23 protein-coding genes are annotated in these 23474 nt (G+C 73.1%); 9 read left to right on the plus strand and 14 right to left on the minus strand.

All coding sequences use genetic code 11. The features are described 5' to 3' along the window. Positions 1-9: 9 nt before the first annotated feature. A complete protein-coding gene (locus tag VFG42_RS17820) occupies positions 10-924 on the minus strand; it encodes a MerR family transcriptional regulator (RefSeq protein WP_324910119.1) in 915 nt (304 codons plus the stop codon). 294 nt (positions 925-1218) lie between these two features. Here VFG42_RS17820 and VFG42_RS17825 point away from each other — a divergent pair, with 294 nt between their 5' ends. Then, the gene (locus VFG42_RS17825) at positions 1219-2547 is read left to right on the plus strand and encodes an HD-GYP domain-containing protein (RefSeq protein WP_324910120.1); all 1329 of its coding nucleotides are present in this window, start codon (positions 1219-1221) and stop codon (positions 2545-2547) included. Positions 2548-2583: 36 nt separating this feature from the next. Here VFG42_RS17825 and VFG42_RS17830 read toward each other — a convergent pair whose 3' ends face one another. Next, positions 2584-2847 (minus strand): helix-turn-helix domain-containing protein, encoded by a 264-nt coding sequence (locus VFG42_RS17830; RefSeq protein ID WP_324910121.1) that lies wholly within the window; start codon positions 2845-2847, stop codon positions 2584-2586. 111 nt (positions 2848-2958) lie between these two features. Here VFG42_RS17830 and VFG42_RS17835 point away from each other — a divergent pair, with 111 nt between their 5' ends. Both VFG42_RS17835 and VFG42_RS17840 read left to right on the plus strand, forming a co-directional pair. Then, positions 2959-3735 carry a UDP-galactose-lipid carrier transferase gene (locus tag VFG42_RS17835; protein WP_324910122.1) on the plus strand — a complete coding sequence of 259 codons (777 nt, stop codon included), beginning with the start codon at positions 2959-2961 and terminating at the stop codon, positions 3733-3735. 6 nt (positions 3736-3741) lie between these two features. After that, positions 3742-4179 carry a thioesterase family protein gene (locus VFG42_RS17840; protein WP_324910123.1) on the plus strand — a complete coding sequence of 146 codons (438 nt, stop codon included), beginning with the start codon at positions 3742-3744 and terminating at the stop codon, positions 4177-4179. A 4-nt stretch (positions 4180-4183) separates the two neighbouring features. Here VFG42_RS17840 and VFG42_RS17845 read toward each other — a convergent pair whose 3' ends face one another. Continuing rightward, positions 4184-5521 (minus strand): MATE family efflux transporter, encoded by a 1338-nt coding sequence (locus VFG42_RS17845; RefSeq protein ID WP_324910124.1) that lies wholly within the window; start codon positions 5519-5521, stop codon positions 4184-4186. 23 nt (positions 5522-5544) lie between these two features. Between VFG42_RS17845 and VFG42_RS17850 the strand changes: the two genes are divergently transcribed. From VFG42_RS17850 to VFG42_RS17865, 4 genes are read left to right on the plus strand one after another with little or no spacing between them, the layout of a single operon-like run. Next, positions 5545-6006, plus strand: coding sequence for a hypothetical protein (locus tag VFG42_RS17850; RefSeq protein WP_324910125.1), 462 nt, complete (start codon positions 5545-5547; stop codon positions 6004-6006). After that, a complete protein-coding gene (locus VFG42_RS17855) occupies positions 6003-6842 on the plus strand; it encodes an alpha/beta hydrolase (RefSeq protein WP_324910126.1) in 840 nt (279 codons plus the stop codon). The genes VFG42_RS17850 and VFG42_RS17855 overlap by 4 nt, the downstream gene beginning before the upstream one ends. A 23-nt stretch (positions 6843-6865) precedes the next feature. Beyond that, entirely contained in the window at positions 6866-8092 is a 1227-nt protein-coding gene (locus VFG42_RS17860; protein ID WP_324910127.1) for an alpha/beta hydrolase family protein, read from the plus strand. A gap of 11 nt (positions 8093-8103) precedes the next feature. Further along, the gene (locus VFG42_RS17865; RefSeq protein ID WP_324910128.1) at positions 8104-9438 is read left to right on the plus strand and encodes a class II fumarate hydratase; all 1335 of its coding nucleotides are present in this window, start codon (positions 8104-8106) and stop codon (positions 9436-9438) included. Between the two features lie 42 nt (positions 9439-9480). Here VFG42_RS17865 and VFG42_RS17870 read toward each other — a convergent pair whose 3' ends face one another. The 8 genes from VFG42_RS17870 to VFG42_RS17905 form a co-directional block, all read right to left on the minus strand. Next, complete coding sequence (locus VFG42_RS17870; RefSeq protein ID WP_324910129.1) at positions 9481-10416, minus strand: type IV toxin-antitoxin system AbiEi family antitoxin domain-containing protein; 936 nt, start codon at positions 10414-10416, stop codon at positions 9481-9483. A gap of 52 nt (positions 10417-10468) precedes the next feature. Continuing rightward, positions 10469-12385: a glycoside hydrolase family 2 protein gene (locus VFG42_RS17875; RefSeq protein ID WP_324910130.1), complete on the minus strand. Its 1917-nt coding sequence runs from the start codon at positions 12383-12385 to the stop codon at positions 10469-10471. Next, on the minus strand, positions 12386-13150 hold the full coding sequence (locus VFG42_RS17880) for a cyclase family protein (protein WP_324910132.1): 765 nt from the start codon (positions 13148-13150) through the stop codon (positions 12386-12388). It lies immediately after the preceding gene. Positions 13151-13189: 39 nt separating this feature from the next. Beyond that, positions 13190-14677 carry an NAD-dependent succinate-semialdehyde dehydrogenase gene (locus VFG42_RS17885; protein WP_324910133.1) on the minus strand — a complete coding sequence of 496 codons (1488 nt, stop codon included), beginning with the start codon at positions 14675-14677 and terminating at the stop codon, positions 13190-13192. A gap of 81 nt (positions 14678-14758) precedes the next feature. Next, a complete protein-coding gene (locus VFG42_RS17890; protein WP_324910134.1) occupies positions 14759-15445 on the minus strand; it encodes a sugar transferase in 687 nt (228 codons plus the stop codon). A 56-nt stretch (positions 15446-15501) separates the two neighbouring features. Further along, the gene (locus tag VFG42_RS17895; RefSeq protein WP_324910135.1) at positions 15502-16371 is read right to left on the minus strand and encodes an oxygenase MpaB family protein; all 870 of its coding nucleotides are present in this window, start codon (positions 16369-16371) and stop codon (positions 15502-15504) included. 27 nt (positions 16372-16398) lie between these two features. Then, on the minus strand, positions 16399-17010 hold the full coding sequence (locus VFG42_RS17900; protein ID WP_324910136.1) for a helix-turn-helix domain-containing protein: 612 nt from the start codon (positions 17008-17010) through the stop codon (positions 16399-16401). Positions 17011-17013: 3 nt separating this feature from the next. Further along, positions 17014-18660, minus strand: a complete 1647-nt coding sequence (locus VFG42_RS17905) for an acetolactate synthase large subunit (RefSeq protein WP_324910137.1) — start codon at positions 18658-18660, stop codon at positions 17014-17016. Between the two features lie 97 nt (positions 18661-18757). Here VFG42_RS17905 and VFG42_RS17910 point away from each other — a divergent pair, with 97 nt between their 5' ends. Together VFG42_RS17910 and VFG42_RS17915 are read left to right on the plus strand one after the other, a co-directional pair. After that, positions 18758-20278, plus strand: coding sequence for a SpoIID/LytB domain-containing protein (locus tag VFG42_RS17910; protein WP_324910138.1), 1521 nt, complete (start codon positions 18758-18760; stop codon positions 20276-20278). 51 nt (positions 20279-20329) lie between these two features. Continuing rightward, complete coding sequence (locus VFG42_RS17915) at positions 20330-20905, plus strand: LemA family protein (RefSeq protein WP_324910139.1); 576 nt, start codon at positions 20330-20332, stop codon at positions 20903-20905. Positions 20906-20942: 37 nt separating this feature from the next. On the opposite strand, the gene VFG42_RS17920 is transcribed toward VFG42_RS17915, so the two are convergent. Genes VFG42_RS17920 through VFG42_RS17930 form a run of 3 tightly spaced genes read right to left on the minus strand, consistent with a single transcriptional unit; the run spans position 20943 to position 23471 of the window. Beyond that, positions 20943-21623, minus strand: a complete 681-nt coding sequence (locus VFG42_RS17920; RefSeq protein ID WP_324910140.1) for a helix-turn-helix domain-containing protein — start codon at positions 21621-21623, stop codon at positions 20943-20945. After that, a complete protein-coding gene (locus VFG42_RS17925) occupies positions 21620-22081 on the minus strand; it encodes a MaoC family dehydratase (protein ID WP_324910141.1) in 462 nt (153 codons plus the stop codon). Before VFG42_RS17925 ends, VFG42_RS17920 begins: the two co-directional genes overlap by 4 nt. 10 nt (positions 22082-22091) lie before the next feature. After that, positions 22092-23471 (minus strand): AarF/ABC1/UbiB kinase family protein, encoded by a 1380-nt coding sequence (locus tag VFG42_RS17930; RefSeq protein WP_324910142.1) that lies wholly within the window; start codon positions 23469-23471, stop codon positions 22092-22094. Positions 23472-23474: the final 3 nt, after the last annotated feature.

Here is a 23474-nt window from a genome sequence, read left to right on the forward strand (position 1 = left end):
CCTCAGGCCTTAGGCGGACATCCGGCGCGGTGCCGGTGCCTGGTGGGCGTGGTCGTCGTACTCCGCGGCGTCCTCTCCGCCGGAGACCTCCCGGCTGCTGCCCTCGACAAGGTCCAGCAGCTGGCTCGCGGCGAGCGTGGGCGCGGCCGCGAGATGACGAGCGCCGGTCGTGCGCGTGCGATCGCCGCGACCGGAGCGGTGGAACAGCAGCACGGGCAGCGCGCCGGCGGCGGCCCGCACGCGGTAGGCCCAGCGCGCGACGTGGTCGTCGTTCTCCTCGCCGCCCGCGATCACGACGACCCGCGGCGCGTAGGCGCCGAGGACGTCGCCGAGCCCGGCCAGGCCGGTGACCGGCAGCGTGACCGTGCGCAGCCCGACGCGCGTCGTGCACAGCTCCAGCGCGCGCAGCGCCAGGGCGTCGGGATCGAGCTGGTCGCGCGTGGCGTCGCCGAGCAGCACCGAGGGCCGTGACGACGCGGGCGGCGACAGGCGCTGGGCGCGCAGCAGCCACTCGCCCGCCCAACGGGCGGCCAGGGCCCACGGCGCGGACTCCGTGCCGTGCCGGTCGCCGATCTCCTCCAGCGACGGCAGCAGGACCTCCTCGACCGAGCGCTCCACGGAGCGCAGCGCCAGCGCGCCCTCCATGGCCGCGTCGGCCCGCTCCAGCTCGTAGGCCGCGAGCGCCCCGACGAGCACGTGCGTGTCCGCCGCGACCGACTCGCGCGCCCGCGAGATGGCCGACGAGATCGACAGCCCCTCCTGGAGCGCGTCGCGCAGCGCGGCGATCTCGCCGTGCGTGTAGAGGCGGTGCTTCCCCGGCGAGCGCTGGGGCTTGGGGTAGCCGAAACGACGCTCCCACGCGCGGAGCGTGTTGGGGCTGACGTTGAGCACGGCAGCCGCTTCGGAGGTCTTCAGCGTGCGCACGGGCGTTCAACGGGATCACGGCGTACAGCTTTAGTCCCGCCTGATGGCCAAAGTGCATCGATTTTGCGCAACTTCCCGTGCAGAGCCACAAAGTCAGCTTACGCTCGCCGCCCGTCATTCGTCCACAAACTTCATCGGGAGGCATTGCCATGAACAACCTGAAGCTCCGCGTCCTGCCCTACGCCGGCGTCCTCACCGTCATCGCGTCGCTCGCCGGGTACTACGGCGGCCGCTAGAGCCCCGGCTCCGCTCCCGCGTTCGTCCCGCGCGGGAGCGTTCTGTAGCGTCTGGCCCGTGACCGAGTCGCAAGCGGCTGGTCGTCCACAGCTGGCCGCCGCCATCGCATGGGTCGGGATCGCCGTGAGCCTCGGCTTCGCGGTGGCCGACCCGGGGAAGCTGGACGATCCGCTGTGGATCGCCCTGCTCGCCTGCGCCATCGGTTCTCGATTGGTCGCGGTCGACCTCCGGTCGACGATCTTCATCTCGGGCGCGTTTCTCTGCGGCATCCTCGCCGCAGGCTTCCTCGGCCCGGCCGGCGCGTTCGTGTTGCCGGTGGCCGCGGAACTCGTCGGATGGTCGGTCGAGCGCTACCGGCCGCTGCCGCTGCTGATCAACGTCGCGGGCACGACGCTGCCGACCGTGCTCGCCGCGGTGGCGTTCCGCGCGCTGGACCTCGACCACGAGTCGGCGGGCTTCGCGATCGCGCTGGCGGTCGCCTCGTGCGCGGTCCTGCTGGTCAACATCGTCTCGGTCGACCTCGATCGCGCGATCGCCTACGCCACGCCGCTGAGCGAGGCCTTCAAGCCGCCCGTGCACCTCTTCCCGGCCTTCGCCCTGAACATCGCGCTGGTGACCGGCATCGGCTCGCTGTACGCCCAGACCGGCTTCGCCGTGATCGCGCTCGTCCTGGTCGCGCTGGTCGCCTTCACCTACATGACGCGGCTGGTGATGGCCGCGCGGGAGCGCACGCGCGAGTACGCGAACCTGTCGTGGGGCGTGCTGAGCGGGCTGATCCGGACGCTCGACGCCCGCGACCACCGCGCGGCGCGCCACTGCGCCGCCGTCGCCCGCTTCGCGCGGGACATCGCCGCGCACGTCGGGATGTCGGAGCGCGACCAGGAGCTGGCGCACACGGCCGGGCTGCTGCACGACATCGGGCGGTTCGCGCTGAGCGACCGCGTGATGGAGCGCGGCGTGGTGCTGACCGAGGACGACTGGACGGCGATCCGCCGCCACCCCGAGCTGGGCGCGGACATGCTGCGCGACATCGGCGTCTACGGGCCGATCAGCGAGATCATCGTCGCCCACCACGAGCGGCCCGACGGCAAGGGCTATCCGCACCGCCTCACGGCGGACGAGATCCCGGAGATCGCGAAGATCATCGCGGTCGCCGAGGTGTACGACACGCTCACGGCGCCCGACACCTACCGGACGCGGCTGTCCTCGTTCGAGGCGCTGACCGAGCTGCGCCGGGTCGCGGGCAAGCAGCTGGACGCCGGCTACGTCGAGGCGCTCGCGGAGCTGCTGGCCGGCCAGGGCACGGACTACCGCCATGCCGACGCGGCGGACTACGACGAAGAGCTCGCGATCGAGCGCCGTATGAACGAGGCCGCCGGCGGGTAGGCCGCGGCCCCGGTTTTCCCCCTTGTAACTGGTGCCCTACTCGTCGGCGGTGAGCGGCAGCTCGTCCTCCGCCGGGACGTCGCGCGCGAAGCGGCCCGTGCCGCTCGTGCGCTCCTCCAGCGACGACACGAACTCGTCCAGCTCCTGGACCGGGAAGCGGCGCTGGCCGCCCGGGGTCCGATAGCCGCGCAGGTAGCCCATGTCGGACCACCGGCGGACGGTCGAGAGAGAGACACCTAGGTGTCGCGCCGCCTCGGAGGTCGTGAGACCAAGGCGACTCGTATGCGTGGACCGCGTCATGAACAGCAGTGTTGTGCCGCGAAAGGCCAACTGAACGCGGTCGCACGGCTTTGCGCAGGTTTCGGCCGTTCACGCGGTAGATACCGCACCGTCTGAGAGCATGATGGCGCGATGGGCAGGCTCGACGACCTCGATCTCACCAAGAAGCTCAAGCGCCACGAGCAGGACGAGCGGCTGATGCTCGGCGGTCGTCGCCTGGCCCAGCTGCGGCTCGCGCTGGGTGGCAGGCTCCACGAGGGCGACGCGCTCGGGCCGCCGCTGATCCTCGTCTTCGAGGGCTGGGACGCGTCGGGCAAGGGCGGCGCGATCAACCGTCTGGTCGGGCCCTTGGACGCGCGCCACGTGCGGGTCGCGGCCTACTCCGCGCCGACGCCCGACGAGAAGCGCCACCACTACCTCCGGCGCTTCTGGCCCGCGCTGCCCGGACGCGGAGGCATGACGATCTTCGACCGCTCCTGGTACGGCCGCGTGCTGGTCGAGCGCGTCGAGGGCTTCGCGCACGAGGAGGAGTGGCGGCGCGCCTACGGCGAGATCGCGGAGTTCGAGCGCCAGCTGGTCGCCGACGGCGCGATCGTCGTGAAGTTCTGGCTGCACGTCTCGCCCGACGAGCAGCTGCACCGCTTCAAGCGCCGTCAGGAGGACCCGCTGAAGCGCTGGAAGATCACCGCGGAGGACTGGCGCAACCGCGAGAAGCGCCCGCAGTACGTCGACGCGGTCGAGGAGATGCTCGACCGCACCGACCTGCCCGAGGCGCCGTGGATCCTCGTCGAGGGCGAGTCCAAGCGCTTCGCGCGCGTGAAGGTGATGGAGTCTGTGATCGAGCAGATCGAGCGCGGGTGCGCCGCGCGCGGATTCGAGCTGCCGGAACCCCTCGGACCGGAGAACTAGAGCCGTATGAGCTTCACCCACATCGAGAAGGTCCGCTTCGGCGACCTCGACGCCATGCGCCACCTCAACAACGTGGTGTTCCTGCGGTACTTCGAGACCGCGCGCATCGCGTACCTGCGCGAGCTGGTGCCGTCGCACGACCCGGCCCGCCCGGAGGGCGACGCGTTCGGGCTGATCTTCGCCGAGTGCCACATCAACTACCGCTCGCCGGTGCACTTCGACGAGGAGGTCGCGGTGAAGTGCTCGATCGGCAACGTCAAGCGCTCCTCGTTCCGGGTCGAGTTCGAGATGCGCGTCGGCACGCGCCTGGCCGCCGAGGGCTACGGCGTCCTGGTCGGCTTCGACTACGAGTCCCAGCAGGCCGCGCAGCTGCCGGACTCGCTGCGCGAGACGCTCGAGGCCGAGGCGGAGGCCAGCGTCGCCGCCGCGAGCGACCGCGGGTAGGCCCTCAGCGCGCCGCGAGCGCGGTCGCGCCGGTGACGACCCAGCGGCGGTTGCGGTAGCGCGCGCCGATCGTCGCCAGGCGCGCGACCATCAGCGCGTCGATGCCGGCCCAGACGCCGGTGACGCCCCAGTCGAAGCGCGCGGTCAGCAGCGCGATCGGGAGGAAGACGCCGATCGCGCTGAAGGCCATCGCGTAGGCGAGGTAGCGGGTGTCGCCGGCGCCGAGCAGGATGCCGTCCAGCGCGAAGACCAGCGCGCCGACGGGCAGCATGAGCGCGAACAGCGGCCAGAGGGTGGCGGCCTCGTGGAGGACCTGGTCGTCGTCGGTGAAGGCGTTGGGCAGGACGTGCGTGGTGGCCAGCAGCGCGGCGGCCATGACGAGGCCGCCCACCACCGACCACCGGCACATGCGGTTGGCGGCGTGGATCGCGCGCGGCGCGTCGCCCGCGCCGAGCAGGCGGCCGACGAGGACCTGGCCCGCGATCGCGATCGCGTCGAGGACCAGGGCCAGGAAGATGAAGACCTGGAAGGCGATCTGGTGGGCGCCGAGGGCGTCGTCGCTCTCGCGGGCCAGGACCGCCCCGGCGACCAGGAACGCGAGCAGCAGCGAGCCGGTCCGGACCACGATGTGGCCGCCCATGTGCGCCAGCGAGCGCAGCTGGGCGGCGTGGGGGCGGCGGCTCGTGGCGGGCGCTTTGAGCAACATGATGGTGAACGCCGCGCCCATCGCCGCCTGCGCGACGACGGTGCCCAGCGCGCTGCCGTCCAGGCCCCAGCGCAAGGCGTACACGAACAGCAGCTCGAGGACGATGTTGAGGGCGTTGGCCGCCACGACGACGACCAGCGGCGACCGGAGGTCCCCGACGCCGCGCAGGTAGCCCTGGCCGGCCAGCGCGATCAGCGCGGCGGGCAGCCCGAGCGCGGAGAGCCGGAGGTAGCGCGCGGCGAGGTCGGCGGTCGCGCCCGAGCCGCCGACCAGCGCCATCAGCGGGTCGGCCAGCGCGACGACCAGCGCGGTCGCCGCCACGCCGATGCCGACCGCCAGCCACAGCGACTGCGCGGCGATCTCGCCGGCGCGGCGGTCCTGCCCGGCGCCGTGCAGGCGCGCGACCTGGGCGGTCGTGCCGTAGGTGAGGAAGTTGCACAGCGTGACGACGGCGCTGAGGATCGACGCCGCGAGCGCGAGCGCCGCGAGCCGGCGCGTGCCGAGGTGGCCGACGATCGCGGTGTCGGCGAGCAGGTACAGCGGCTCGGCGGCCAGCGCGCCCAGCGCGGGGACGGCGAGCCGGAGGATCTCGCGGTCGACGCCGCGGCCTCGCGACGGTTCGCTCCCGGACGGCACCCTCGCCACTCTACGATGGGCCGATGAGGCGCACCGCCGCCCTCGCCGCCGTGAGCCTCGCGCTCTGCTCCTGGGCCTGCGGGTCGCCCGAGCCCCCGATGCCGCGCGCCTGCGTCGACACCTCCCGCGCCGACTACGAGCGCGCGCTGACGGCGGCGCCCGGCACGGTGCGGCTGCCCGGCGACGTGCCGATCTCGGCGTGCACGCGCCACGTGAAGACCGACGCGGACCTGCAGAACCTCGGCGTCCTCGTCCACACGGTCGCCGAGCGCCTGGCGACGCGGGCGCGGGCGGGCGACGCGCGCGCGGCGCTGCAGCTCGGGTACCTGTCGGGCGCGATCGGCGCGGGCGCGGATCGCTCCAACGGCGTCGCGGCCGAGCTGGCGCGGCGCGTGGAGACCACGAGCGCCGTGCTGGTGGACGGGCCGGCGACGGTGACCGCCGCGCTGGCGCGCGGCGCGGCGGCGGGACGGGCGGGCGGGTGAGGCTCCGGCTCTGGCACGCGGCCGACGGCGCGCGCATCGCCTACCGCGAGATCGGCACCGGGCCGCCGCTGGTGCTCGTGCACTCGGTCGCGCTCAGCCACCGCGAGTTCGAGCCGGCGGTCGCCGACCTCGAGCACCGCTTCCGGCTGATCCTCCCCGACCTGCCCGCGCACGGCGACTCCGAGGACCGCCCGCGCCACCCCTACACCTTCGACTGGCTGGCGGCGGTGCTGGCCGACTTCTGCACCGACGTCGCGGGACGGCGGCCGCTGGTCGGCGGCCACGGGCTGGGCGCCGACCTGCTCGTGCGCGCGATCGAGCTCGGCCGCCTGCGCCCGGGGCGCCTGGTCCTGATGCCGTGCCGACTGCACCGCCCGCCGGAGCGCGAGAAGGCGCAGGCCGCGTGGCGCGGCGCGGCGCGGGTGGCCGGGCTGCCGGGGCTCGATCGCGTGGCGGGCCACGCGGCGCGGCTGGCCTTCCGCCCCGAGCGCGGGACCGCGCTGACCGCGCGCGGCGTCCCCGAGGCCGCCGACCTCGTGCGCCACGCGATGGCCGACGTCGGCGGCAACGCGAACCTCGCGCGGTCGTGGGCGCGGCTGGCCCGCGCGCTGCCGCGCGGGGCGCGGCGCGAGGTGCTGGACCTCCTGCCGCGCCTGGACTTCCCGGTGCTGCTGCTGTGGGCCGACGACGACCACCACCATCCGCTGCGCGGCGCCGAGGAGGCGCTGGACCTGCTGCCCGACGCGATGCTGCGCGTGCTGCCGGGGACCGGGTACCTGATCGCCTACGACGATCCTGTAGGGGTCGCCCGCGAGCTCTTGGCGTTCCTGGCCTAGCCGATCGGGGATGATGGACAGCGATGCGGAAGCTGTTGTTGTTGATGGTGTTGGCGCTCGTGGCGGGGCCGGCGGCGGGCGCGCGGGCCTCCGGGCTCGAGCTCGTCTCCTCGACCGCGCTGGACGACCGGCTGACCGAGCTGACGTTCACGTCGCCGTCGCTGGCCGACCCGGTGAAGGTGCGCGTGCTGCTCCCGCGCGCGGCCGCGGCCGATCCGAGCGCGCGCTACCCCAGCCTCTACCTGCTGCACGGCAGCGACGCCGACGCCTCCAACTGGACCGACCAGCTCGACGCCGAGGAGCTGACCGAGGGCATGGGGTTGGTCGTCGTCATGCCCGACGGCGGCAGCGAGGGCTGGTACACGAACTGGCCCAAGGGCGCCAAGCCGCGTTGGGAGGACTTCCACGTCAAGGAGCTGATCCCGTGGATCGACGCCCACGAGCCGGTGCTCGCGGCGCGGTCCCAGCGCGCGATCGCGGGGCTGTCGATGGGCGGCTTCGGCGCGATGAGCTACGCGGCGCGCCACCCCGACCTGTTCGCGGCCGCGGCGTCCTTCAGCGGCGCCGACGACCTCGGCGTGCCCAAGGGCGCCGCGCCGTCGCTGGTCGGCGCCGAGCCGTGGGGCTCCTGGGACGGCCCGCAGATCGCCTGGCGCGGACACAATCCCTATGACTTGGCCGCGAACCTGCGCGGCGTCGCGCTGTCGATCTACACCGGCGAGGGCGAGGGCGGCGGTGGCGAGGACATCGAGCCGGTGATCTTCCAGGAGAGCGCGTCGCTGGCCGCGCGGCTGCGGGCGCTCGGGATCCCGCGCACCTACGTCGACTACGGCCGCGGCGGCCATGACCCCGAGCTGTGGTCGCGCGACCTCAAGCAGACGCTGCCGTGGCTGTCCGCGACGTTCGCCCATCCGGCCACCGCCCTGGCGAAGTGGTCGTTCCGGGCGACCGAGCGGACGTGGACGGTGCGCGGGTACACGGTGCGCGCCGCGCGCGACCGGCTGTCGTGGCGATCGCTGACCGACGTGACCGCGCGGTCGCTGCGGGTGAGCACCGACAGCGCGACGACGATCCGCACGTCCACGCGCTACGCGCACCGCACGCGCTACCGCGTGACGCTGCGCCTGAAGTCCGGCGCGACCCGGCGCTCGACGGTCCGCAGCGCCGGCGACGGCAGCCTGACGATCGCGGTGCCGGGCTCGGCGCGGATCGGGATCACGCGCGCGGCGCCCGCGTCAGGCAAGTCGTAGGCTGCAAGGCCATGCCTCCTGTGAAGAAGAAGACGCTGTACGGCGGCGAGACCAAGAAGGCCGTCGACAACTTCCCGATCTCCGGCGAGACCGTCCCGCTGTCGGTCATCCACTGGCTCGGGCGGATCAAGGGCACCGCCGCCCTGGTCAACGCCGACCTCGGCAACCTCGACAAGAAGCTCGCGGCCGAGATCGCCGCCGCCGGCGAGGCCATCGCCAACGGCGAGCACGACACGCAGTTCCCGATCGACGTGTTCCAGACCGGCTCCGGCACGTCGTCGAACATGAACACCAACGAGGTCATCAGCGCGCTGACCGAGGGTCGCGCGCATCCCAATGACCATGTGAACTTCGGCCAGTCCTCCAACGACGTGTTCCCGAGCGCCGTGCACCTCGCCGCGCTCGACCAGGCCACCAACACGCTGCTGCCGGCGCTGAAGCAGCTCGAGCGCTCGTTCGACCGCAAGGCCAAGAAGTTCAAGGACGTGGTGAAGTCCGGCCGCACGCACCTGATGGACGCCGTGCCGGTGACGCTCGGCGCGGAGTTCGCCGGCTACGCGGCGCAGATCCGGCTGGGGCAGGAGCGGATCGCGAGCGCGCTGGTGCACGTCGGCCAGATCCCGCTCGGCGGCACCGCCACGGGCACGGGCCTCAACACGCACCCGAAGTTCGCCGCCGAGGTCCGCAAGCGCCTGGCGCGCGAGTCGAAGTTGAAGTTGATCGCGCCGCCGGCCGATCCGTTCGAGGCGCAGGCCAACCGCGATGCCTTGGTCGAGCTGTCGGGCGCGCTGAAGGTCGTCGCCGTGTCGCTGACCAAGATCGCGCAGGACATCGCGCTGATGGGCTCGGGCCCGCGCGCGGGCATCGGCGAGATCTTCCTGCCCGAGCTGCAGAAGGGCTCGTCGATCATGCCGGGCAAGGTCAACCCGGTGCTGCCGGAGGTCGTCCTGCAGGTGTCCGCGCAGGTCATCGGCAACGACACCGCGATCACCATCGGCGGCATGCAGGGCCAGTTCGAGCTGAACGTGCGCATCCCGCTGATCGCGCGCAACCTGCTGCAGTCGATCCACCTGCTGTCGACGACGTCGGTCGCCTTCGCCGAGAAGTGCGTCGACGGGATCACGGTCAACAAGAACGGCACGAAGGCCTCCGCCGAGGCGACGCTGGCCGCCGCGACGGCGCTCAACGGCGCCATCGGCTACGACGCCGCCGCGGCCATCGTCAAGACCGCCGCCGACTCCGGCCGCCCCCTCCGCGAGGTCGCCCTGGAGGCCGGCGTCGACGCCAAGCTCTACGACGAGACCATCAACCTGCGCAAGATCGCCGCGGGCAACCAGGCGGTCTAGGGCGCGCGCCCGCCCGCCTCGCGGTCCGGGTCACTCCCGACGTCACATCGACGTTGGCAGTGACCCGGATCCGTGGATGAGGGCCCGGAGGCGCCGCGCGACCTCCGCGGGCGCCCGCATGACCTGCTGGTAGGTCACGCGGACCACGCGGTAGCCGGCGATCACGAGGCGTTGGTCGCGCTCGCGGTCGCGCTCGAAGGCGGACCGCGTGGCGTGGAAGGCGTAGCCGTCGGTCTCGACCACGAGGGCCGCGTCCGGCCAGAAGAAGTCCACCAACAAGCCTGCGACGCGGCCGTTGACCAGCGGGACGGGCAGGCCGTGGTCGTCGCAGAGCTGGAGGAAGCGCGCCTCGAGCACGCTGCGGAGGTCGGCTGCGCCGACGCCGTGGAGGTCGTCGAGGAGGCGACGGAGCTTCGGCGCTCCGGGCGTGCGCCGATGGTCGTCCAGGCAGCCGCGGACCGCGACGAGGTCGAAGTGGCCGAGGCGATCCATACGCCCGATGAGGTCTTCGAGCGCGCGCGATCGCAGGTGAGGGGCCAGGTCGAGCAGGGTTCGTGCGGTGGTCGTCACCGGGATCCCGTCCGTCACGGTGATCTCCCAGGGGCGAAGCGTGCCGACGCGGTGCAGGACCACACGCTCGGCGTTCGGGATGCGACCCGATCGCGAGGGCGTCGTCACGTGGATGCGCGAGCCGCGTGACGGCAGGAGATCCCACAGCGCCGCGGCCTGCCAGTGGCTCAGCGCGGCGCGGCGACCGCTGCCCCACACCGCCGCAAGCCATTCGGCTTCTCGCCTGAGCCGGCGGTGGCCCACGCTGTAGACCCCTCGATACAGCACGCGCAGCCTGCCCCGCCCGACGCGATCGGCGATGGCGGTGCGCGAGAGGCCGCACGCGAGCAGGTCGTGACGGGTCACGACGCCGAGTTGCCGGTCGGCGAGCACGGCAAGCCGACGGTCCGGGTCACTTTCGACGTTCATGTGACGTCGTAGGTGACCCGGATCGGAGGTGGGCCTGGACGGAGGGCTAGGGCTAGGGCCGGCGCTGGGGCTGGAGGCCGGTGCCGAGCTTGGCGAAGGCGTGGGCGACGGCGCGGGCGGCGGGCTTGGGGTGGCCGGCGTAGTCGTAGAGGCCCTTGGTGTTGAGGCCGCGGGTGATCGAGATGGTGGGGATGAGCTTCTTGATCGAGCCGCCGGCGAAGGTGGGCGCGACGCCGAAGTCGCGGAGGTTCCACACCAACATGCCGGAGAGCTGGGGGAGCGCGCGGTAGGTGGCGATGTGGCGGCGCAGCAGCCAGGACTGGTAGCCGTAGCCGCCGGGCGCGGCGGTGGGGTTCGCGGCGTTGGCCTCGGCGCCGAACTCCGAGACGAGCGTGACCTTGCGCGGGAACAGCCGGGTGAAGCCGAGAACGGTGTCGTGCAGGCGCGAGGCGATCTGCGAGCGCGTCTCGTCGGCGCCCTGGTACCACCCGATGTAGTTGGTCAACGAGACCGCGTCGACGTTCTTGTAGATCTCGCCCGGGTCCTTGGGCGGGTGCGAGCCCCAGACGTCGACGGCGACCAGGCGGCCGGGATCCTCGCGGTGCAGCTCCCGGGCCATGTCGCTGACGAACGCGACCTGCGAGGGGTCGTGGCCGTTGCCGGCGATCTCGTTGGCCAGGTTCCAGGCGATGATCGACGGGTGCAGCTGCAGCTGGTGGACCGACGCGCGCACGCGCTGGCGGGCGGCGTGGGCCAGCTCCGGCGTCGAGGACGTCCAGGCGCCGGGCGCGTCGACCGGGCCGATCTCCTGCCAGACGAGGATCCCGGCGCGGTCCAGGCGCTCCAGCAGCGCCGGGTCGAGCGCGTGCTGGGCCCGCGTCGCGTTGGCGCCGATCGCCTTCAGCTCGCCGACGATGCGGTCCATCTCGCCCGGCGTGAGGCCGTCGCCGTCGCCCTCGGCGTCCTCGTGGATCGACGCGCCGTGCAGGCGCAGGCGCTCGCCGTTGAGCAGCAGCGTGCGCCCCTCTCGCCGGATCTCCCGTAGGCCTACGTCTTGGGTCCAGCCGCCGCCGTCGGGCGTCGCGAGACGCAAGGTGTACAACGACGGCGACCCGGGCTGCCAGAGCGCGGGCGAGCCCACGACCACGCGGGTCGACACGCGGCGGGTCTCCCCCGGCCCCAGGTGCACGGGCGGGAACCGGAAGCGGATGACGCGACCGGCGCGGGTGAGGCTGCCGCGGGCCTGGAGGTCGCGTGACCCACCGCTGTCGCGGTTGCGGACGCTCGCGGAGACGTCGACGATCGCGGCCCCGCGCGAGAGGCGCGTCCGCAGGGCCGGCGTCTCGATCGCGACGGGCGCCAGCGGCCGCAGCGTCACCTCGCGGTTGAGGCCGCCGTAGTTGAACCACGTGCGGTGCCATCCGGTGCGCTTCTGGCGCGTCGGGTAGCGGTAGTCGGCGCGCACGACCAGGCGGTGCTCGATCCCGGCGCGCAGGCGCAGCGACACCTCGAAGGGCAGGTAGGCGCCGGTGTGCGTGGCGATCTGGCGCCCGTCCAGCCACACGGTCGCGATGTGGTGCACGGACTCGAAGCGCAGCGCGTAGGAGCCGGTGCGCGGCGCGGTCAGCGTCGTGCGGTACCAGGTGATCCCGCCGCGCCAGTTGGCGAAGCCCGTCGCGCCGGTGACCGTCGCGGCGTTGGCCACGCGCGGCACGGTCGTCAGCTGCCCGGGGAACCCGCCCTGCGGCCACCCGTCGCGCTCGCCGACGTCGGACGGGTCGTCGGCCATCACCCACGGCCCGGCGACCGCCAGGCGCCCGTCCGGACCGCCCTCGATCGCCGGCGGCACCAGCGCCTCGCCGGTCGGACGTTGCGCCCCGGCGCCGAGCACGACCGCCGCGCCGACCCCGCCGAGGAGCGCCGCCGCGACCGCGGCGAGCGCCACGACGAGCCTGGACTTCGTTCCCATCTAGGAGGGGATGATGCCAACCGCGCGCGCCGGGGCCGCCGATCCGCCGACGAGGCGCAGCGGGAACACCGACACGAGGAAGCCGGTCGGCGGCAGCTCGCGCAGGTTGGCCAGGCGCTCGATCTGGCAGTACTCCAGATCCGCCTGGTGCGCCGCCCAGAAGATCCCGGCCTCGCCCCGCTCCTTGGCCTCGGCGGCCTGGAGGTGCAGCGGCGCGTCCCAGCCCCAGGCGTCGATGCCCATCACGCGCACCCCCTGCTCGTGCAGCCACCGGGTCGCCTCCACGGTCACTCCCGGTCCACGCGCCATGTAGTCGAGGGCGTCGAGGAACTGGTCGCGGTCGGTGCGCACCAACACGATGTCGCCGGCCCGGAGGTCGTGGCCGGCGGCATCGATCGCGCGCTGCGCCTCCGCCACCGTCATCGCGTCGCCGTCGGCCTTGTGCGACATGTCAAGCACCACGCCCGGCGCGTAGAACCACTCCAAGGGCAGCTGGTCGATCGTCTTGGCGGGCTCGCCGCTGATCGTCGAGTTGTAGTGGTAGGGCGCGTCCACGTGCGTGGAGTTGTGCGTGCCCAGCCGCGTGAACGTCTCCACCGCCCAGCCCTCGCCGTCGCGCAGCAGCTCGGGCCCGACGCCCAGCATCGCCTCGATCGTCCTCGCGCCCTCCGCGTGGTCGCTGAACTCCACGTCGGTGCGCAGGATGTCCGGCAGCTCGGCCGGCGATGGCGTGATCGGAGCGGTGAGATCCACGAAGCGGGGCATCGGCGCCGCCCTTCGGCGCCGATGCCCACAGTCCTTCGACTACAGCTTGGTGGCGCCCACGCCGGTGTTCATGGCGACGTACTTGGTCTCCAGGTACTCGTCCAGGCCCTCGGGGCCGCCCTCGCGGCCGAAGCCGGACTGCTTGACGCCGCCGAACGGCGCGCCCGCGTTGGAGACCATGCCCTGGTTGAAGCCGATCATGCCGGTCTCCAGCCGCTCGATCACGCGGAAGGCGCGGTCGACGTCCTGGGTGAAGACGTAGGACACCAGGCCGTACTCGGTGGTGTTGGCCTTGGCGATCGCCTCGTCGTCGGACGCGAACGTCGTGATCGGCGCGACCGGGCCGAAGATCTCCTCGGCCAGCAGCTGCGCGTCGTCGGTCACGTCGGCCAGGACCGTCGGCTCGAAGAAGTAGCCCGCGCCGTCGACCCGCGCGCCGCCGGTGAGCACCCGCGCGCCCTTGCCGACCGCGTCGTCGACCAGCTCGGCGACCTTGGAGCGCTGCGCCTCGTCGATCAGCGGCCCGACCTGGACGCCGTCCTCGGTGCCGCGTCCGACCTTCAGCGCGCCGATCTTCGCGGCCAGCTTCTCGGAGAACGCGGCGGCCACGCTCTCGTGGACGTGGAAGCGGTTGGCGCTGGTGCACGCCTCGCCGCCGTTGCGCATCTTGGCCAGCAGCGCGCCCTCGACCGCGGCGTCGAGATCGGCGTCCTCGAAGACCAGGAACGGCGCGTTGCCGCCCAGCTCCATGGACACCTTCAGCACCTGCTCGGCGGACTGCCGGATGAGCGTCTTGCCGACCTCGGTCGAGCCCGTGAACGACATCTTGCGCACGCGCGGGTCCTCGATCAGCGGCTGCATGATCGACCCGCTCGACGACGCCGTCAGGACGTTCACCACGCCGCCGGGCAGCCCGGCCTCCTCGAGGATCTGCGCGAGCGCCAGCATCGACAGCGGCGTCTGCTTGGCGGGCTTGACCACGCACGTGCAGCCCGTCGCCAGCGCGGGGCCGATCTTGCGCGTGCCCATCGCCAGCGGGAAGTTCCACGGCGTGATGAACAGGCACGGGCCGATCGGCTGGCGCATCGTCAGCACGCGCCCGTTGCCGGCCTCGTTGGTCGTGAAGCGGCCGTTGATGCGCACGGCCTCCTCGGAGTACCAGCGCAGGAAGTTGTTGGCGTAGGCGATCTCGCCCTTGGACTCGGCGATCGGCTTGCCCATCTCCAGGGTCATCAACAAGGCGAGCTCGTCGGTGCGCTCGTCGATGAGGTCGTAGGCGCGCCGCAGGATGTCGGCGCGCTCGCGCGGCGCGACCCAGCGCCAGGTCTCGAACGCCTCGGTCGCCGCGGCCAGCGCCGCGTCGGCGTCGTCGTTGGTGGCGTCGGCGACCGTCGCGATCGTCTCGCCCGTCGCGGGATCCTCGACGTCGAGCGTGCCGCCGCCCGACGCGTCGCGCCACTGCCCCCCGATGTACAGCTGCGTCTTGACCCACTCGATGACGCGGGTCTCGTCCGCCGTCGCGGCCATGCTCACGATCCTTCCTGCAGTCGTCTCTGGTCCCGCCGAGGATACGACTGCCCGGGCCGCCGCAGCGGCCAAACGGGACCGCTACTCCGCGCCGCGCAGCACTGCCCCGACCGTGCGGCCGAGGATGCGCATGTCGAGGCCCAGCGACCACGAGTCGATGTACTCGTTGTCGAGCTGGGCGCGGGTCGCCATGCACGAGCCGGCGCCGCGGGCGCCCGCGACCTGGGCCAGGCCGGTGAGGCCGACGCGGACGCGGTGGCGGGCCGCGTAACCGGGGATCTCGCCGGAGAAGCGGTCGACGTGCTCGGGGCGCTCGGGGCGCGGGCCGACCAGGCACATGTCGCCGCGCACGACGTTCCACAGCTGCGGCAGCTCGTCCAGCGACGTGCGGCGGATGAAGCGGCCGACGGCCGTGCGGCGGTCGACGCCCTCGACGCCGCCCGGCGCGGCGCCGGCGACCGGCACGAAGGCGGCCGCGGCGTCGTCGACGCGCATCGAGCGGAACTTCAGCATCGCGAACGTCTCGCCGCCCTCGCCGACGCGCATCTGGCGGAACAGGACCGGGCCGCGGGAGGTGATGACGACGGCGAGCGCGATCGACATCAGCAGCGGGGTGGCGATCATCAGCGCGCTCAGCGCGACGAGGCGCCCGATCACGTACTTGGCCTCGAGGGCCAGCGTGTGGGCCGGGGCGACGGCCGCCAGCAGCGCGGCGGACATCGGGACCGCGAGGGCGAGGAAGAGGAGGAGCGAGACGATCGGGGACACGCTGTCCCGGATCGGAGATCGGTCCAGCGCGCCTCATCCCCACTTCCCGGTAGATGTCAGGCGGGAGACCGCATATCTGGCGCGACGGCGCTCGATCGGACCGCGTTTCGGGCCGCTTCGCGCCGAACACCCGTCCAGGCACGGGGATGCCACCTCAAGCGCTCGGGCACCAGCGGCCAGCCGTGGCGCAGCGGCGCGAGCAGCCCGCGCAGCGCGACCTCGTCGGCCTTCGACCACGACAGCCCGAGCTTCTCGCGCGCCGCCGCGGGCAGCGTGCCGCGCCCCACGAACGTCGGCACGCGCGCGAAGAGCGGCCGCAGCGTCATCCACGGCAGCCCCTCCAGCAGCGGGTAGGGCGCGGGCAGCCGCATCTCGCCCGTGAACGTCCCAAGCGCGACCTCGGTGGCCTCCAGGCCGTCGGCCAGCATGTCGGCCCAGTAGCGCTCGAAGGCCGCGTAGTCGGGCGGCACCGGGCGCATCGTCAACCCGTACATCTCGTACCAGCCGATCGACTCGTCGTAGAGCCGCTCCTGGTCCAGGCGCGAGAGCGGGTTGCCCAGGTGGGCCTGGACCGAGATGATGGACTCGAAGAACGTCGCGTGCGCCCAGTAGTAGGCCTCGGGGCTGAGCGCGTGGTACGGACGGCCCGACGCGTCCTTGCCCTTGATCGACCGGTGCTGGTCGCGCACCCAGCCGGCGGTCTGCTCGGCCGTGGCGGGCCCGTCGTAGACGACGCCGAGGATCGGTCCCGACGAGCGCAGCAGCCGGTTCCAGGGGTTCTCGAAGAAGTCGGAGTGCTGGCGCAGCGCCGCGTCGATCGCCGGGTGCATCGCCTGCAGGACCCCGGGGCGGATGACGAACAGCAGCCCGCGGGCGTCGCCGAAGTGGCGCCAGGTCAGCGTGTCGGGGCCGAGCATGGCGGGCATGCTGGCAGTGACAACGTGCGTTGTCAATCAGGATGCCGCGTGCCCGGACCGGATCTCGGCCGCGGCGAGGACCAGCGCGGTGGCGTGCGCGTTCAGCCGCGCCGCCGGGATCGACGGGTCGTCCTGGAGCCACGTGAGGTAGAGCGTGCGCAGCGCGCCGAGCAGCGCGACCGCGGTCAGCTGGGCGTCGACGTCGTCGGGCGGGTCGGGCAGCGCGCGGATCTGGGTCACCAGCAGCGCCGCGAACGCCGGGATCAGCTCGAGGTCGTGCTGGGCGAGGACGCTGTCGGTGAACGACTCGCTGAGCAGCACGCGGCCGCGGCGCGGGTCGGCCTCCAGGAAGGCCGTGAAGGCCGCCACCGCGGCCTGGGCGACGCGCTCCGGCGTGTGCGGCGCCGCCGACGCGACGGCCGCGACGATCGTCTCGCGGGCGGCCTCGGCCACCTGCGCGTGGACCGCGCGCAGCAGCGCGTCGCGCGAGTCGAAGGACTCGTAGAAGTAGCGCTCGGTCAGCTTCGCGCCGCGGCAGACGGCGCGCACCGTCACCCCGGCGGCGCCGACGGTCCCCAGCAGCTCGACGCCGGCCTCGATCAGCGCGGCGCGCCGGGCGGCGGCGCGGTCCTGGAGCGTCGAGGCCATGGCCTACGTGTTGGCGACCGTCTCGTCGCCCAGGGCCTGGGCGAAGGCGACGTCGTAGGAGTAGTCGATGGGCAGCACGATCAGCGACGGCAGGTCCAGCGTCAGCGCGCGCTGGAGGTGGCGGCCGAAGTCCTCGGGCGCCTCGCAGCGCCAGGCGGGCATCCCGAAGGCCTCGGCGAGCTTGACGAAGTCCGGGTTGGTGAAGTCGACGCCGAAGTGCTCGCCGAACTTCTTGTCCTGCTTCCAGACGATCGAGCCGAACTGGCGGTTCTCCCAGACCACGTTGACGAACGGCGTCTTCAGCCGCATCGCGGTCTCCAGCTCCTGGAAGTTCATCAGGATGCCGCCGTCGCCGTTGACGGTGACCACGCGCTTGTCGGGATGCACGAGCTTGGCGGCGACCGCGCAGGGCACCGCGAAGCCCATGCCTGCAAGACCGTTTGCGATCATCACCGTGTTGGGCTCATGGGCGGGGAACATCCGGCCGATCCACAGCTTGTGGAGTCCCACGTCCGAGATGAGGATGTCGTCGCGACGCAGCGCCTGGCGGATCTCGTGGAGCGCCCGCGGCGGCTGCATCGGGAAGCTCTGGTCGTCGGCGGCGCGCTCCAGCGCGCCCTCGACGAGCGTCCGCAGCCGCGGCGAGCCGCCGGAGTGCGGGACGTCCCGGCACTCCTCCGCCAGCCGGGTGAGCACGTGGTAGATGTCGCCGACCAGCTCGACCTCGGGCGTGAAGAACTCGTCGATCTCGGCGGGCTCGGAGTCCACGACGACGATCTTCTTGTCGCGCCGCGGGTTCCAGTGCTTGGGTGCGTGCTCGACGAGGTCGTAGCCGATCGCGATGACCACGTCGGCGTCCTCGAAGCCCGCCAGCGCGTAGTCGCGCGCCTGCAGCCCGACGGTGCCCAGCGCCTTGGGGTCCTCGTAGTCGAGCAGGCCCTTGCCCATGAACGTCTCGGCGACCGCGATGCCGGTCGCGCGGCAGAACTCGCGCAGCGCGGGCGCCGCGCCCGCGCGGACCGCGCCGTTGCCGGCGATCGCGACCGGGTTGATCGCGTTGCGGATCAGGTCGGCGGCCTTGAGCAGCTCGCGCGCGGCGGGCTCGGGCCGGACCGGGCGGCGACGCGGCAGCGGACGGCCCTCGACCTGGGCGGCCATGACGTCCTCGGGCAGCTCCAGGTGCGTGGCGCCGGGCTTCTCGGACTCGGCGACCTTGAAGGCCTTGCGGACGACCTCGGGGACGATGTCCGGGCTCGTGACCCGCGCGTTCCACTTGGTGATGGGCTTGAAGAGCTCGACCAGGTCGATGAACTGGTGGCTCTCCTTGTGCATCCGCTCCAGGTCGGCCTGACCGGTGAGCGCGACCAGCGGCGCGCGGTCCAGGAACGCGTCGCCGATGGCGGTGACGAGGTTCATCGCGCCCGGGCCCAGCGTGCCCAGGCAGACGCCCGCGCGTCCGGTGAGCCGCCCGTACATGTCGGCCATGTAGGCCCCGCCCTGCTCGTGTCGAACGGGGATGAAGGAGACCGACGATCGCGACAGCGACTGGTTGAGGTCCAGCGTCTCCTCGCCCGGGATGCCGAACACGTACTTGACGCCTTCGGCCTCCAGGCACTCGACGAAGAGGTCGGACGCGCGCCGCTTGGACATTCCGTTTCCCTACCCTGCCTCGATTGAACGCTTCAGACCGATGCCAGCCGAACCTAGCACCGCAACTCCCTCTGCCTGCCCGCGTTCCGTGAACGGCATGCGCCGGATCGCCACCGTCTCGCTCACCGCGCTGACCGCCGCCCTCGCCGTGGCGCCGGGCGCGCACGCCGCCGCGCGGCTGGTGGTCAAGGGCCACGGCTTCGGCCACGGCATCGGGATGAGCCAGTACGGCGCGATGGGCTACGCCCAGCACGGCGCCGGCTACCGCGACATCCTCGGCCACTACTACGAGGACACCGCCGTGGTGAAGCTGGCCGACCCGCCGGACGCGGTGCGCGTGCTGCTGCAGAGCGGGCGCAGCGTGGGGGTGACCGGCGTCGTCGCGGCGGGCCCCAAGAAGCTGAGCGCGCGGTCGTCCTACAGCGCGCGGGTCAGCGGCGGGCGCGTCGCGCTCTACGGCGCGACCGGGCGCCGGATCGGCACCTACGCCTCGCCGCTGCGGCTGGCGGCGCCCGCCGGCGGCGCGTTCACGCTGAAGGGCGGCGCCGCCAACGGGCTGGCCAATGGCCGCTACCGCGGCGCGCTGGAGGTCCGGGCCAACGGGTCCTCGGTGCAGGCGATCAACGCGGTCGGCCTGGAGGACTACGTGCGCGGCGTCGTCAGCGCCGAGTCGCCGCCGTCCTGGCCGGCCGAGGCGCTGAAGGCGCAGGCCGTCGCGGCGCGCTCCTACGCGGTGACCACCGACGCGGGCAGCGCGACCGACGGCTTCACGCAGTACGCCGACACGCGCTCGCAGATGTACAAGGGCGTGGCGGCGGAGCTCCCGTCGACCGACGCGGCGGTCGCGGCCACCGACGACGAGGTCGTCGCGCAGAACGGCAAGGCCGTCACCACCTACTTCTTCTCGACCTCCGGCGGCCACACCGAGAACGTCGAGGACTCGTTCATCGGCGCGCTGCCGCGGACGTGGCTGCGCGGCGTCGACGACCCCTACGACTCGGTCTCGCCGCGCCACGACTGGGGCCCGTTCACGTACTCGCAGTCCAAGGTGCAGGCCAAGCTGAAGGGGTTGGTCCGCGGGTCGTTCCGCGGGATCACGGTGCTGCAGCGCGGCGCGTCGCCGCGGATCGTGCGCGCCGAGGTCAACGGCACGGGCGGGGTCACGCAGGTCACCGGACCGCAGCTGCGCCAGCGCTTCGGCCTCTACGACACGTGGGCGACGTTCACCTACATCTCGTCCAACAGCAAGGTCACGTCGTCGGACGACGACGGCAGCGGCGGCAGCGGGACGAAGACCAAGAGCACGACGACCGCGCCGGCCTCCACGACCGTGCCGGCGTCCACCGGCAACGGCGGCGCGACGGCCGGCACCGGGATCGACGCCACCGGCGGCCAGGCCGCGGCGATCGCCCGCGTGCCCGCGCCGCGGCTGACCGGCACGTTCACGGTCGAGCGCGGCAAGCGGCTGAGCGTGCAGCGCCGCGACGGCCGCGGCTGGCGCACGGTCGGCCACGCCCGCGTGGGACGCGCCGGGCGCTACGCCGCGACGCTGCCGGGCCCCGGGACCTACCGCGTGACGCTCGGCGACCTCGTCGGTCCTTCGGTCAACGTCCGCTGAGCTTGCGCGTTCGGGGCTCAAGCCCCGCCGCGAGCCGTCGATGGCCGTCCTATGACCGGCCTGACCGTGGTGCTCGTCCTGCTCGTGCTCGCCGCGCTGTGGCTGACGACCGCGTGGCGCGGCCTGGCCGCCGCCCGCGGCGCCGCCGACGCGACGTGGGTCGCCATCGACCTCCATCTCCGCGAGCGCCAGGGGCTCGTGGCCCTGCTGATCGCCACCGTGCAGGCGGAGGCCGCGGCCGACGACGCGGCGCTCGCGCGCCTGGTGGCCGCCCGCGAGCACGTGCTCGCGGTGACGACGCCGTGGGAGCGCGCGGCCGCCGAGCGCCAGCTCGTCGCCGCCATCGCGCCCGTCGCCGACGCGGCCGCCCGTCACCCGCGCCTCGGCCGCTCGTCCGTCCTGGCCGACGTCGAGGCGCGCCTGACCGCCATCGAGGGCGCGCTGCAGTCCTGCCGGCGCATCTACAACGCCGACGTCCGGCTCTACCGCACGCGCCGTGGCCACCTCCCGGGCTCGCTGCTGCGCCGGTTCGGGGACTTCGCCGACCGTCCGTACTTCGAGCTGGACCACACGCAGCGCGAGCGGACCGTGCCCACGCTCGCGCCGCCGCTGGCGCGCGCCGCGTAGCCGGGCGGCGCGCCCCCGCGCCCCGCGCGTCCGTCGCTCAGCGCGGCCGCGGGTCGGCGGTCAGGAACGCCACCGTCAGCGCGACCAGCTCGTCGGACACCGGGCCGATGCCGTCGATGCCGTCGCGCAGCAGCGTGATCGAGACGATCTCGTTGACCGCGGAGATCGCCGCGGTGGCCTGCAGCGTGGTCAGCGACGGCAGGCCGAGGTCCGGCCGCGCCTGACGCGACTCCTCGCGCCACTGGACCAGCACGTTGGCCAGCGACTCGACCCAGGCCGTCCAGCGCTGGGCCAGCTGCGGGCCGCCGGCGCGCATGTGCGTCAGGAACAGGCGCGTGAACTCGGGGTGGGCGACGAGCGCCTCGAGGTAGGCGCGGGCGCCGCGGGCGATCCGCAGCACCGGGTCGGGCTCGGCCGCGACGGTGTCCACCACCGTGCCGACCATCAGCTCGGAGGCGACCTCGAAGGCCTGCAGGAAGCAGTCGTCCTTGTCGCGGAAGTGCTCGTAGAACGTGCGCTTGGCGGTGCCCGCCTCGCGGACGATGTCGCTGATCGTCACGGCCGCGACGCCGCGGTCGGCCGCGAGCTTGACGAACGCGCTCAGCAGGCGCCCGCGCTGCGAGGCCAGCACGACGTCGCGCGCCAGGCCGTGCGGCCCGCGCGGGAGGACCAGCGGCGCGCCGTCGGGCGCGAACGGTGAGGTCGGCTCCGCGCTCACCCGCCGTACACCCGGGAGACCGACTCGGCCACGCAGACCGGCTTGTCGCCGCCCTCGCGCTCGAACGTCTGGGTGACGGTCAGCTGCACGCCGCCGGGGATGTCGTCCACGGCGGTCAGCGTCGCGCGCATGCGGACCTTCGACCCGACCGGCAGCGGCGCCGGGTAGCGGACCTTGTTGTAGCCGTAGTTGAGGCCGAAGGCGACGCCGGTGACCTCGAACAGGCTGTAGGAGAACTGGGGGCCGAGGCTCAGCGTGTAGAGCCCGTGCGCGATCGTGCCGCCGAACGGCGTCTCCTTCGCGCGCTCCGGGTCGACGTGGATCCACTGGTGGTCGCCGGTCGCGTCGGCGAACGCGTCGATCGCCTCCTGCGTGACCTCCAGCCAGTCGCTGACGCCCAGCTCCTGGCCGGCCCGGCGCTTGAGGTCGTCCAGCCCGTTGATGACCGTAGCTCCCATGCGACGGATTCTATGGACGTCGCGTGCTCGCGAGCCAGTCGGCCTCGGCGCGACCCAGCTCGGTCGACGGCGGCTCGTCGGCGATGTACTCCAACGCGAGCGTCCCCCAGTCGGCGCCCGCGCGCAGCTCGCCCAGGACGCTGAACAGCAGGCCCTCCATGCGGCGCAGCAGCAGCGCCTGGGGCGGGATCGTCTGGCGGCGCATCTCCTCGAAGTACTCCGAGGCCGGCGAGCCGCCCTTCTCCATCGACTCGCGCACGTACTCGGGGTCCAGGCGCCGGAAGCCGCGGTTGAAGTACCACTCGCCAGCCGCCGCCAGCTGGCCCAGCACGCGCCGCGGATCGAACGCCGCCGGGTCGGGCAGGTAGCCCAGCTCGGAGAGGTGGCGGTGGACCGCGTCGGCGTCGCCGTCGATCACCGCCTGGGCCAGCTCGCGCTCCTGCTCGAGGTAGTCGGCGTCCATGCGGCGGACGAGGCCGAAGTCCAGGAAGCAGACGCGGCCGTCGTCGGCCAGCAGGTAGTTGCCGGGATGCGGGTCGCCGGCGGCGATCCGCTCGCGGCGCAGCAACCCGTAGAAGAACCGGAAGCAGATCTCGGCGAAGCGGTCGCGCTCGGGCTCGGGGAGCCGCTTGACCGCCTCGAAGCCGCGGCCGGAGACGAACTCGGTGATCAGCACGCGCCGCGTCGACATCGACGTCACGACGCCGGGGACGAGGATGAACGGGTGGTCCTTGAAGGCCCGGGCCACGCGCCGGTGGTGCTGGGCCTCCAGCTCGTAGTCCAGCTCCTCGCCGATGCGGTCGCGCAGCTCGTTGAGGATCGCCTTGGCGTCGAGGCCGGGCGCGAGGCGCTTGACCAGCGGGAGCAGCACCGCGGCGTTGCGCAGGTCGGTCTCGACCGCCTCGGCCACGCCCGGGTACTGGACCTTGACCGCGACGTCGCGCCCGTCGTGCAGCTGGGCGCGGTAGACCTGGCCGATCGACGCGGCGGCGATCGGCGTGGCGTCGAAGCGCGCGAAGTGCTCGTCCAGCGAGCCGCCGAGGTCGTCGACGACGACCTTGCGCATCCGCTCGAAGGGCACCTGCGGCGCGTCGTCGCGCAGCGCGGCGAGCTTGGCCTTGAAGGTCTCGCGCTCGCCCTCGGGCACCAGCTCCCAGTCGACGGTCGAGAGGACCTGGCCGAGCTTCATCGCCGCGCCCTTCATCTGGCCGAGCTGGGTGACCAGCTCGTCGGCCAGCGCGAGCGCGCGCTTGGCCTCGGCCTGCTCGGCCTCCTCGTCGGTGCGCAGGCGGTTGGCCACCCGCGTCCCGGCCCAGCGCGCGGACTGGCCGGCGACGAGGCCGCCGAACTTCGCGGTGCGGGCGAGGCGTGAGGTCGGGATCTTCGGCATCGG

The sequence above is a fragment of the Baekduia sp. genome, from assembly GCF_035685985.1.
Taxonomy (GTDB): Bacteria; Actinomycetota; Thermoleophilia; order Solirubrobacterales; family Solirubrobacteraceae; genus Baekduia.